Origin of the sequence: Mycobacterium sp., assembly GCF_965230835.1 — a bacterium.
Taxonomy (GTDB): Bacteria; Actinomycetota; Actinomycetes; order Mycobacteriales; family Mycobacteriaceae; genus Mycobacterium.
The window spans coordinates 4,753,259-4,765,246 of record NZ_CBDDLW010000002.1 but is presented as its reverse complement, the minus strand read 5'-3'; the positions used below and the strand labels follow the sequence as shown (position 1 = coordinate 4,765,246).

The following is an 11,988-nucleotide window of genomic DNA, read 5'->3' as shown; positions in this document are numbered from 1 at the left end:
TGGGCTGTGTCTAAGACCACGCGCGCTCAACCGGGCCGTCTGAGCGGCCGATTTTGGCGGCTTCTCGGCGCCAGCACCGACAAGAACCGGAGTCGCTCCCTCACCGAGGTAACCGCTTCGGCTGAGTACGACGAGGAAGCCGCCAAGCTCGACGACGCAAAACTAAAAAAGGCCGCTGGGCTGCTGAACCTCGATGATCTCGCAGATTCTGCCGACATCGCACAGTTTGTCGCGATCGCCCGGGAAGCCGCCGAGCGGTCGACTGGGCTGCGACCGTTCGACGTGCAGCTGCTTGGCGCACTGCGCATGCTGGCCGGCGACGTGATCGAGATGGCTACCGGCGAGGGTAAGACCCTGGCTGGTGCGATCGCGGCTGCCGGCTACGCGCTGGCGGGTCGGCACGTGCACGTGGTAACGATCAACGATTACCTGGCCCGCCGTGATGCAGAGTGGATGGGCCCGCTCCTTGAGGCCATGGGCCTGACGGCCGGCTGGATCACCGCGGAGTCGTCTGGTGAGGACCGCAGGGCTGCATACGATTGCGACGTCACCTATGCGTCGATCAATGAGATCGGCTTCGACGTGCTGCGCGATCAACTCGTGACTGATGTCACTGACCTGGTGTCGCCCAACCCGGATGTGGCGCTCATCGACGAAGCGGATTCGGTGCTGGTCGACGAAGCGTTAGTGCCATTGGTTCTGGCCGGTACCACCCACCGGGAGACGCCGCGGCTCGAGATCATCAGTCTGGTCGGACAGTTAGCGGTAAACACTGACTACAACACTGATTCCGACAGCCGCAACGTCCACTTGACTGAAGCGGGCGCGCGCAAAGTCGAAAAGATGCTCGGCGGTATCGATCTGTACTCCGAGGAACACGTCGGGACCACGCTGACCGAGGTCAACGTCGCATTACACGCGCATGTGCTGTTGCAGCGCGACGTGCACTACATCGTCCGAGATGGTGCGGTGCACCTGATCAATTCCTCGCGCGGGCGCATCGCCCAACTGCAGCGCTGGCCGGACGGCCTTCAGGCGGCAGTCGAAGCTAAGGAGGGTATCGAAACCACTGAGACAGGCGAGGTTCTCGACACCATCACAGTGCAGGCACTGGTCAACCGCTACACCACGGTATGCGGGATGACCGGCACCGCCCTGGCCGCTGGTGAGCAGCTGCGCCAGTTCTACAAGCTCGGTGTCTCGCCGATACCGCCCAATACGCCAACCATCCGCCAGGACGAGTCTGACCGGGTCTACATCACCGCTGCGGCCAAGAACGACGCGATCGTTGAGCACATCGCTGAAGTACAGGAGACGGGCCAGCCGGTCCTGGTAGGAACCCGTGATGTCGCCGAATCCGAGGAGCTGCACGAGCAGCTGCTGCGCCGTCAGGTTCCCGCCGTGGTGCTCAACGCGAAGAATGACGCCGAGGAGGCCAAGGTGATCGCCGAGGCCGGCGAATTCGCCAAGGTCACGGTGTCTACCCAGATGGCGGGGCGGGGCACCGATATCCGGCTTGGCGGATCCGACGAGTCCGACCACGATAGGGTCGCCGAACTCGGTGGGTTGCACGTGGTGGGGACCGGGCGGCACCACACCGAGCGGCTGGACAACCAGTTGCGCGGTCGAGCCGGACGTCAAGGCGACCCGGGGTCGTCGGTGTTCTTCTCAAGCTGGGAGGACGATGTTATGGCCGCCAACCTCGACAGCAACAAACTCCCGACGGAAACCGACGAGGACGGCCAGATCGTCAGCCCTCGGGCCAGTGGTTTGCTCGACCACGCCCAGCGAGTGGCGGAAGGACGGTTGCTTGACGTTCACGCGAACACCTGGCGGTACAACCAATTGATAGCGCAGCAACGCGCCATTATTGTCGATCGGCGTAATGCGCTGCTGCGCACCGCAACTGCGCGTGAAGAGCTTGCTGAGCTGGCGCCGACGCGGTATTCGGATCTGTCTGAAGAGCTGTCTGAAGAGCGCCTCGAGAAGATCTGCCGGCTGATCATGCTGTATCACCTCGACCGTGGCTGGGCTGATCACCTGGCATTTCTGGCCGACATCCGTGAAAGCATCCACCTCCGCGCATTGGGGCGGCAGAATCCCCTCGACGAATTTCACCGGATGGCCGTGGACGCTTTCGCGTCATTGGCTGCCGACGCCATCGAGGCGGCCCAGCAGACGTTCGAGACCGCAAACGTTCTCGACGAGGAACCGGGCCTGGATCTGTCCAAGCTGGCCCGGCCGACATCGACCTGGACTTACATGGTCAATGACAATCCGCTGTCGGATGACACGCTGTCTACCCTGAGTCTGCCCGGCGTGTTCCGCTGAGCCTGCTCAAACCATCGCTCGGCAGCGCCGCGACGGTCGGTTGCGCGCACCGAGTCTTTGCCGAGCGGGGCCTGACCCTCGCTTCCTCCACGGTCCGTTGTGCGGGCCGCATCGTCGCCGAGCTAAGGTCACGCCTCATGGAGCCGGTACTCACCGAGAATCGAGTGCTGACGGTACCCAACCTGCTGAGTGCGGTCCGTTTGGCGCTCATCCCGGTATTTGTCTACGTCATGTTGGTCGCGCATCTCAATGGCTGGGGGGTGGTGATCCTGGTGTTCAGCGGTGTCTCTGACTGGGCGGACGGCAAGATCGCCCGGTTGATGAACCAGTCGTCGCGGCTGGGCGTGCTGCTGGACCCAGCTGTCGATCGCCTCTACATGGTTACCGTTCCCGTTGTATTGGGGTTGAGCGGGATCATGCCGTGGTGGTTTATTGCTACCTTGCTGGCTCGCGACGCCGCGCTGGCTGCCACCCTGCCGCTGCTGAGGAGCCGCGGCCTGTCTGCACTTCCGGTGACCTATGTGGGTAAGGCGGCAACTTTCGCTCTCATGGTCGGCTTTCCCATGATCCTGATGGGGCAATGGGATGCGACCTGGAGTCGTGTGCTGGGGGCCGGCGGTTGGGGGTTTCTGATCTGGGGTATGTATGCATACCTGTGGGCGTTCGTGCTGTATGCGGTGCAAATGACGATGGTGGTGCGCCGGCTGCCCAAACTCAAGGACCGGAGCCATCAGTTGGTCGCCCGACAAGCAGGTAACGATGGCTGAGTCTGACCGGATGCTCGGCGGTTACGACCCCAATGCCGGCCACAGCGCTCACGCGGCGCGGCCAGGGCACATTCCGGTGCCGTCGCTATTACGCAAGTTGTTGTCCGAGCATCTAGATCCGGGTTACGCCGCAGCTGCCGCCGAACGGAGCCGATGCGCGGCAGCACCGAATGGCCGAATACGCGTGATCAACTGGGTTTGGCAGGCGTTGGCCGCGACTCTCGTGGCTGCCGTTTTTGCGACGGCAGTCGCCCAGGCCCGCTCGGTTGCACCTGGCCTGCGCGCAGCTCAGCAGCTGCTGGCGAGCAGCGTGCGTTCAACGCAGACCGCCGCAGCCAGATTGGCCCAGCGGCGCAGTGCGCTTTCGGCCAAAGTTGACGACGTGCAGCGACGTGCGCTTGCCGACGACGCCGAGGGGCGGCGGCTGCTGATCGGCCTCGACACACTGAGTCTGGCGGCAGCCAGCACACCCGTCATCGGCCCGGGCCTGGACGTGACGGTGACCGACCCCGGAATCGGTCCGAACCTCTCTGATGTATCTAAGCAGCGGGTGAGTGGCAGCCAGCAGATCATTCTGGACCGCGACTTGCAGCTCGTCGTCAACTCGTTGTGGGCGAGTGGGGCGGAAGCCATCTCGGTCGATGGCGCACGGATTGGGCCGAACGTGACCATCCGGCAAGCTGGCGGAGCGATCCTGGTGGACAACAATCCGACGATGAGTCCCTATACGATCCTTGCCGTCGGGCCGCCGCGCACAATGGCCGACGACTTCGAACGAAGTCCCGGCCTGCAGCGCCTTAGGCTGTTGGAGGTCGCCTACGGCGTCGGTGTGAGCGTGGACGTCGGCGACGGGCTCGCGCTGCCTGCCGGAGCGGTCCGGGACGTCAAGTTCGCTAAAGAGATTGGGCCCAAGTGAGAGAAGTGCTGGTGAGACAGATCCCACTGACACAAACGGCGACGGGAAGCTCGCGCGCATGATCGGTATCGCAGCGCTTGCGGTCGGCATCGTGCTGGGTTTGGTTTTCCATCCCAGCGTGCCCGAAGTCATCCAGCCCTACTTGCCGATCGCGGTGGTCGCGGCGCTCGACGCGGTATTCGGTGGGTTGCGTGCCTACCTCGAGCGGATTTTTGACCCGAAAGTCTTTGTGGTTTCGTTCGTGTTCAACGTCTTTGTTGCCGCCCTGATCGTCTACGTCGGTGACCAACTGGGGGTAGGCACCCAGTTGTCCACTGCGATCATCGTTGTGCTGGGCATTCGGATCTTTGGAAACACCGCTGCGCTGCGGCGCCGCCTGTTTGGAGCATGACGGAGGTGAGGTCACCGTGAGTTCAGATCCCCCGAATCCCAGGAATCTGGTGCCAGTAAAACTCGCGACGAGGCAATCCACCAGGAAGACTCCGAAGCCTCCGATGGCGCGCGCCGAGGCCGCCACCAGTTGCCGCCGGATCGGCCGCGGCCCGCCATTGGACGGCTGCACCGAACGGGGCCTGTCCGGCCTAGCGCGGGGCAGTCGCTCCCGTCTGGTCTTCGGGACGCTGGCAATCTTGTTGTGCCTGCTTTTGGGAGTCGCGATTGTCACACAGGTTCGCCAGACCGAGTCCGGTGACTCGCTGGAGACGGCACGTCCCGCAGACCTGTTAGTGCTGTTGGACTCGCTGCGGCAACGCGAGGCGACGCTGAACACAGAAGTAGCTGATCTGCAGGACACCTTGAACGCGTTGCAGGCGTCCGGCAACACCGATCAGGCCGCCATCGAAACCGCTCAGGCCAGATTGGCGGCGCTATCGATCCTGGTCGGTGCCGTGGGTGCCACCGGACCGGGCGTCACGATCAATATCGAGGACCCGGGGCCCGGAGTAGCTCCGGAAGCGATGCTTGACGTGATCAACGAGTTGCGTGCCGCCGGTGCCGAAGCGATCGAGATTAACGATGGGCATCAATCCATACGGGTCGGAGTCGATACGTGGGTCACCGGTGCTCCAGGCGCGCTGACCATTGATAACAGGGTCCTGTCGCCGCCCTATTCGATTATGGCGATTGGTGATCCGTCTACGCTGGCCGCGGCCATGAATATTCCCGGAGGGGCGAAGGATAGCATCAAACGCGTTGGCGGGCGGATGTTCGTGCAGGAGGTCGAACGCGTGGACGTGACCACCTTGCGGCAGCCAAAACCGCACCAATACGCTCAGCCCGTCAAGTGACCAACTCCGACCAGAACAGGACTAACGTGACCGATATCCCGGCCGACTTGCACTACACCGCCGAGCACGAGTGGATTCGCCGCAGTGCGGAGGACACGGTGCGAATCGGGATCACCGACTTCGCGCAGTCGGCCCTAGGTGACGTTGTCTTCGTTCAGCTGCCCGACCTCGGTGCCGGAGTGACGGCTGGCGAAGCCTTCGGGGAAGTGGAATCGACGAAATCTGTTTCGGACCTCTTTGCGCCACTCTCTGGGAAGGTGATCGCAGTCAATGCCGACCTAGAAAGCAATCCGCAACTGGTGAACACTGACCCGTACGGTGCTGGTTGGCTGCTGGATGTCCAGGTCGATAGCGGCGATGTGGCTGCTCTGGAGTCGGTTTTGGCGACACTGCTCGATCCTGACGCTTACCGCGGCACGTTGACTGAATGACGATTGATATGGTCCCAGCCAACGTTTCGCGACAACGACACGCGCCCTGCGACAAACCTAGAAGGAGCCGGGCGGTCGCGCTTACGATCATGTGATGGTGAGCACACTTCCGGCCGCTGCGCGGTACGGTCGACTCATCAACACCTGGGACAGTGAACGCAATACAGGCGATAAATCCTAGCGGGAAGCCGGCCGGATGGTCCGGTCAGACAACGCCACAGCGGCCAGTGAGGAGCAGCGGGTGACGGGCAAGGACAAAGACGAGACTTCTGATGAAGTTACCGTGGAGACGACCTCAGTCTTCCGGGCCGACTTCCTCAGCGAACTGGACGCTCCCGCGCAAGCAGGCGCCGAGAGTTCGGTATCGGGGGTCGAGGGGCTCCCCGCGGGCTCGGCGCTGCTGGTCGTCAAACGAGGACCCAATGCGGGATCTCGATTCCTGCTCGACCAGGCCATTACCTCGGCCGGTCGGCATCCCGACAGCGACATTTTTCTCGACGATGTCACGGTGAGCCGACGCCACGCCGAATTCAGGTTGGAAAGTGACAGCTTCAATGTCGTTGACGTCGGTAGCCTCAATGGCACGTACGTCAACCGCGAGCCTGTTGATTCGGCGATACTGGCAAACGGTGACGAAGTCCAGATCGGCAAGTTCCGCTTGGTGTTTCTGACCGGGCCCAAGCAAGGTGATGATGACGGAGGATCCGGAGGCCAGTGAGCGCACCCGATAGCCCCGCTCTTAGCGGGATGTCGATCGGGACGGTCTTAGACCTGCTGCGGCCGGATTTTCCCGATGTCACCATCTCCAAGATTCGGTTCTTGGAGTCGGAAGGGTTGGTGACACCGCAGCGTGCGGCATCGGGATATCGGAGGTTCACCGCCTACGACTGTGCGCGGCTGCGTTTTATTCTGACCGCCCAGCGGGATCACTACCTTCCCCTGAAGGTGATCAGGGCTCAGTTGGACGCTCAGCCGGACGGCGAATTGCCGTCGTTCGGATCTGCTTACCAGGTACCGCGATTGGTGTCGCTTGGGGGAAGTAATTCCGACGGAGCCGGATCTGGGGTTGGGTCGGATACCGCTGCGGTAGCGCCTACCCAGGTCAGACTCAGCCGAGAAGATCTCTTGGAGCGCTCGGGGGTAGACGATGAGTTCCTGTCCGCTCTGATCAAAGCCGGCGTGATAACCACCGGACCGGGCCGTTTCTTTGACGAGCACGCGGTGGTGATTCTCCAGTGCGCGCGGGCGCTATCCGAATACGGTGTCGAACCGCGGCACCTGCGTGCCTTCCGTTCCGCGGCAGATCGACAGTCAGATTTGATCGCTCAAATCACCGGGCCCTTGGTGAAGGCCGGCAAGGCGGGCGCCCGCGACCGTGCCGACGATCTGGCCCGCGAAGTCGCTGCACTAGCCATCACTTTGCATACGTCGTTGATCAAGTCGGCCGTTCGCGACCTTCTGCACCGCTGAGGACTAGACTTCCTTCGACAGCTTGACGTTTGACGGCATGATGGAGACATGACGTTCACCGTGTCGTCGGACGAACTGAGTCGGACACGGCGGCATGTGCGAAGGGCAGACACAGATGGGTGAAGTTCGTGTTGTCGGCATTCGCGTCGAGCAACCGCAGAACCAGCCAGTGTTGCTACTGCGCGAAGCCAACGGTGACCGGTATCTGCCGATCTGGATCGGCCAAGCGGAGGCTGCAGCCATTGCGCTGGAGCAGCAGGGCGTCGAGCCACCTCGGCCACTGACGCATGATCTGATCAGGGATCTCATTGGTGCTCTTGGGCATTCACTCAAAGAGGTGCGGATCGTCGATTTGCAAGAAGGTACTTTCTACGCCAATCTGATCTTCGACCGCGACATCACGGTATCGGCTCGGCCCTCTGACTCGGTGGCGATCGCACTGCGGGTGGGTGTTCCGATCTACGTCGAGGAGGCAGTGCTCGCCCAGGCGGGGCTACTGATCCCCGATGAGAGTGACGAGGAAGCCAGTAGCACGGTGCGCGAGGATGAGGTGGAGAAGTTCAAGGAGTTTCTCGACAGTGTCTCACCAGACGATTTCAAGGCCACGTAGCCGGGTGATCGGGCTCCGGTCCTGTGCTGATGCGCGCCGTGAGGGCATCGAGGAAGGGCCTTTGCTGCCGCAGTCGATGTCACGGACCGGTCTCATCTCGCACACTGCGACGTCGACACGCCTGGTGGATTGCATCCATCAGTCGGGGCAACCGCCATACTTTAACCACGACTTAATGAGTGCCGAGAGCAGCGCAGCGCGTATGCTCTCTAAGACTCAGGCCTGGCATATGTGGCTGTAGGGGTGCAGCTAGTGACAAGAGCGCGATCGGCGAGAGGAAACACCGTGAGCGAGCAGCCACGTCAAGACCAGCTCGGCCTTGTGAACCATGTGGATACCGCGACCGGCGGTAACCGTGGTGGCCAAGGCGACGCCTCGGCGGGCGAATCCGTGCAGCCCGGCCTGTTCCCGGACGATTCCGTGCCCGATGAGCTGGTCGGCTATCGCGGGCCGAGCGCCTGTCAGATAGCTGGGATTACGTACCGCCAGCTGGACTACTGGGCGCGGACATCGCTGGTGGTCCCGTCGATCCGCGGCGCGGCAGGATCAGGCAGCCAGCGGCTTTACTCATTCAAGGACATCTTGGTTCTCAAGATTGTCAAACGCTTGCTTGACACCGGGATCTCTTTGCACAACATCCGGGTCGCAGTCGATCATTTGCGCCAGCGTGGCGTCCGGGATCTCGCCAATATCACCTTGTTCTCCGACGGCACCACTGTGTATGAATGCACGTCAGCCGAAGAAGTCGTTGACCTCCTGCAAGGTGGCCAGGGAGTGTTCGGCATTGCCGTGTCCGGTGCGATGCGCGAGTTGACCGGTGTTATCGCCGACTTCCACGGAGAGCGTGCCGACGGCGGTGAGTCGATTGCCACGCCCGAGGACGAATTGGCGTCCCGACGTAAACACCGCGACCGCAAAATCGGTTAGCCGGTCATCGCCGTTCGCATCACGCGCAGGCGGCAAATCGCGCTCTCATTCGCCCCTGATTCGCTTGCGCAGGGTAAAATGCGTTTTGCATCGCCTCGCGCGGGAGAGTTTCGTGACGGCCAGTTACGGACGCCGAAGGAGCAACACCTCTCCGTCAATCTCTCAGGCCCCCGGACCGTGCGAGTCCCGATGTCTCTGGAAAGCGGTGATCCGACTGCTCGGCTCACCCGCCCATGGGGAAAGGCGACCTAATCGGGTTGTCGAATCTCTCAGGCGCCCGGCTCGGGTGGACGACAGAGGGAGAGGGCCACAGCGTCAGCTTGGCGACAGTGCGGCCGTGTGCCGACCGTGCAGCTGACGACGGTGGTGTCTGTCCGAAATGTCAGGAGTCCGGAGTGCCTGAACTGAACACACCCAACCGCGAGCTGAACTTCGCAGACCGGCACATCGGCCTCGACGCCAAGGCAGTCGAAACCATGCTTGCGGTAATCGGTGTCGACTCGCTTGATGATCTGGCAGTCAAGGCGGTACCGGCCGGGATCCGCGACTCGCTCACTGAAGCCGGTTCCGCCGCGGGCTTGGATCGGCTACCGCCGGCCGCTAGCGAGGCAGAAGCGCTGGCCGAGCTGCGGACGCTGGCGGACGCCAACACCGTCGCTGTGTCGATGATCGGGCAAGGGTACTACGACACTTTTACGCCCCCGGTCTTGTTGCGCAACATCATGGAGAATCCGTCCTGGTACACCGCCTACACGCCGTACCAGCCCGAGATCAGTCAAGGGCGACTGGAAGCACTATTGAATTTCCAGACCTTGGTAACCGACCTTACTGGCCTCGAGATCGCAAACGCGTCGATGCTCGACGAGGGTACGGCGGCCGCTGAGGCCATGGCTTTGATGTATCGCGCGGCCCGCGGCTCGGTTCACAGGCTGGCAGTTGACGAGGACGTATTCGCTCAGACCGCTGCGGTGCTAGCCACCCGAGCCAAACCGCTGGGCATCGAGATTGTTACCGCCGACCTGCGTGGGGGCCTTCCCGACGGTGAGTTCTTCGGTGTCATCACTCAGCTGCCCGGGGCGAGCGGCCGGGTCACGGACTGGACGGCTCTAGTTCAGCAGGCCCACGAACGTGGCGCCCTTGTCGCCATCGGTGCTGACTTGTTGGCCTTGACGTTGGTGACGGCGCCCGGTGAAATCGACGCCGACGTGGCGTTCGGCACAACTCAACGATTTGGCGTGCCAATGGGATTCGGCGGCCCGCACGCCGGCTACCTGGCGGTGCACACCAATCATGCCCGTCAATTACCCGGCCGGCTGGTCGGTGTGTCTATGGATAGCGACGGAGTGCCCGCGTACCGCCTGGCTTTGCAGACCCGCGAGCAACATATCCGCCGTGACAAGGCGACAAGCAACATCTGCACTGCGCAGGTGCTCCTGGCGGTGATGGCGGCGATGTACGCCAGTTATCACGGTGCCGACGGGCTAACTCGCATTGCGCGTCGTGTGCATGCCCACGCTGAGACCTTGGCTGGCGCGCTGGGCGATGCGCTGGTGCACGACAAGTATTTCGATACCGTGTTGGCGAGAGTGCCCGGCCGCGCCGATGAGGTTGTCGCCGCAGCCAAGGCCAACAACATCAACTTGTGGCGGGTAGATTCCGACCACGTGTCGGTGGCGTGTGACGAGACCACGACCGATGCGCACGTGAAGGCGGTTTTAGACGCCTTCGGTGTTGCGGCCGCCCCACCGGCCCGCGCTGGCATTGCGACTCGCACGTCGGAGTTCCTGACGCACCCTGCCTTCACCCAATACCGCACCGAGACGGCGATGATGAGGTATCTACGTGCACTAGCGGACAAGGATATTGCGCTGGACCGCAGTATGATTCCGCTCGGCTCATGCACGATGAAGCTCAACGCCGCTGCGGAAATGGAGGCGATCACCTGGCCAGAGTTCGGGCGCCAGCATCCTTTCGCGCCGGCTGCCGACACCTCGGGTTTGCGTCGGCTTATTGCCGAGCTGGAGAGTTGGCTCGTGCAGATCACCGGCTATGACGCGGTGTCGCTACAGCCCAACGCGGGATCCCAAGGTGAATATGCTGGTCTGCTGGCGATCCACGAGTACCACGCCAGCCGGGGCGAGTCGCACCGCAACGTTTGTCTGATCCCGTCCAGTGCACATGGCACCAACGCCGCGTCCGCGGCGCTGGCCGGTATGCGGGTGGTCGTGGTCGGTTGTCACGACAACGGCGACGTCGATCTCGACGATCTGCGGGCGAAGGTCGCTGAGCACGCCGAACGGCTTTCTGGGCTCATGATCACCTATCCGTCCACGCACGGCGTCTATGAGCAGGACATCGCAGACATTTGCGCCGCCGTGCACGACGCGGGGGGACAGGTCTATGTCGACGGCGCCAACCTCAACGCGCTGGTCGGCCTGGCCCGGCCGGGCAAGTTCGGCGGCGATGTGAGCCACCTGAACCTACACAAAACCTTCTGTATCCCGCACGGCGGTGGTGGCCCCGGCGTCGGCCCGGTTGCAGTGCGCTCGCACTTGGCCCCGTTCTTGCCGGGTCATCCCTTTGACTCCGAATTGCCGGCTGGGCACCCGGTGTCGTCGGCTCCGTACGGGTCGGCGTCGATTTTGCCGATAACCTGGGCATACATTCGGATGATGGGAGCCGACGGCCTACGGGCGGCGTCCCTAACCGCTATCGCGTCGGCCAACTACATAGCCCGTCGTCTCGACGAGTATTACCCGGTGCTCTACACCGGCGACAATGGCATGGTTGCTCACGAATGCATTCTGGACCTGCGCGGTATCACAAAATCAACCGGTATCACCGTCGACGATGTGGCGAAACGATTGACAGACTATGGTTTTCACGCCCCGACTATGAGCTTCCCGGTGGCTGGAACCCTCATGGTTGAGCCCACCGAGAGTGAGAGCCTGGCCGAGGTGGATGCCTTCTGCGAGGCGATGATCAGTATCCGCGCCGAAATCGACCGAGTCGGGGCAGGGCTGTGGCCGGCCGACGACAATCCGCTGTCCGGCGCACCGCACACGGCTAGATGCCTATTGGTGTCCGAATGGAATCATCCCTATACGCGGGAGGAAGCTGCATATCCGTTGGGCACCGAGTTTCGCCCCAAGGTCTGGCCCCCTGTCCGTCGTATTGACGGCGCATACGGCGACCGCAACCTCGTTTGCGCGTGCCCGCCAGTGGAGGTTTTTGTCTAAGGCGCCAAGGC

At 62.5% G+C, this 11,988-nt stretch carries 10 protein-coding genes, 1 pseudogene and 1 riboswitch; all 11 genes and pseudogenes read left to right on the top strand.

The genetic code is table 11. The features are described 5' to 3' along the window. Positions 1–6: 6 nt before the first annotated feature. The 11 genes and pseudogenes from secA2 to gcvP all read left to right on the top strand — a co-directional run bounded on the left by secA2 (position 7) and on the right by gcvP (position 11,977). Entirely contained in the window at positions 7–2,331 is a 2,325-nt protein-coding gene (secA2, locus tag ACO07W_RS21775) for an accessory Sec system translocase SecA2 (protein WP_421845634.1), read from the top strand. Positions 2,332–2,468: 137 nt separating this feature from the next. Further along, positions 2,469–3,098, top strand: coding sequence for a CDP-alcohol phosphatidyltransferase family protein (locus tag ACO07W_RS21770; RefSeq protein WP_421845633.1), 630 nt, complete (start codon positions 2,469–2,471; stop codon positions 3,096–3,098). Then, positions 3,091–4,014 carry a DUF881 domain-containing protein gene (locus ACO07W_RS21765; RefSeq protein WP_421845632.1) on the top strand — a complete coding sequence of 308 codons (924 nt, stop codon included), beginning with the start codon at positions 3,091–3,093 and terminating at the stop codon, positions 4,012–4,014. The genes ACO07W_RS21770 and ACO07W_RS21765 overlap by 8 nt, the downstream gene beginning before the upstream one ends. 58 nt (positions 4,015–4,072) lie before the next feature. Then, entirely contained in the window at positions 4,073–4,405 is a 333-nt protein-coding gene (locus ACO07W_RS21760) for a small basic family protein (RefSeq protein WP_421845631.1), read from the top strand. Positions 4,406–4,480: 75 nt separating this feature from the next. Further along, positions 4,481–5,300, top strand: a pseudogene (locus ACO07W_RS21755) (DUF881 domain-containing protein). Between the two features lie 26 nt (positions 5,301–5,326). Next, complete coding sequence (gcvH, locus tag ACO07W_RS21750; RefSeq protein ID WP_421846162.1) at positions 5,327–5,731, top strand: glycine cleavage system protein GcvH; 405 nt, start codon at positions 5,327–5,329, stop codon at positions 5,729–5,731. A gap of 241 nt (positions 5,732–5,972) precedes the next feature. After that, positions 5,973–6,449 (top strand): glycogen accumulation regulator GarA, encoded by a 477-nt coding sequence (gene garA, locus ACO07W_RS21745; protein WP_421845630.1) that lies wholly within the window; start codon positions 5,973–5,975, stop codon positions 6,447–6,449. Continuing rightward, positions 6,446–7,201 carry a MerR family transcriptional regulator gene (locus tag ACO07W_RS21740; RefSeq protein ID WP_421845629.1) on the top strand — a complete coding sequence of 252 codons (756 nt, stop codon included), beginning with the start codon at positions 6,446–6,448 and terminating at the stop codon, positions 7,199–7,201. The genes garA and ACO07W_RS21740 overlap by 4 nt, the downstream gene beginning before the upstream one ends. Before the next feature lie 115 nt (positions 7,202–7,316). Continuing rightward, positions 7,317–7,811: a bifunctional nuclease family protein gene (locus ACO07W_RS21735; protein WP_421845628.1), complete on the top strand. Its 495-nt coding sequence runs from the start codon at positions 7,317–7,319 to the stop codon at positions 7,809–7,811. Positions 7,812–8,096: 285 nt separating this feature from the next. Then, a complete protein-coding gene (locus ACO07W_RS21730) occupies positions 8,097–8,738 on the top strand; it encodes a MerR family transcriptional regulator (protein ID WP_421845626.1) in 642 nt (213 codons plus the stop codon). 90 nt (positions 8,739–8,828) lie between these two features. Beyond that, positions 8,829–8,926, top strand: a riboswitch (glycine riboswitch). Positions 8,927–9,163: 237 nt separating this feature from the next. Then, positions 9,164–11,977, top strand: a complete 2,814-nt coding sequence (gcvP, locus tag ACO07W_RS21725; RefSeq protein ID WP_421846161.1) for an aminomethyl-transferring glycine dehydrogenase — start codon at positions 9,164–9,166, stop codon at positions 11,975–11,977. Positions 11,978–11,988 lie beyond the last annotated feature (11 nt).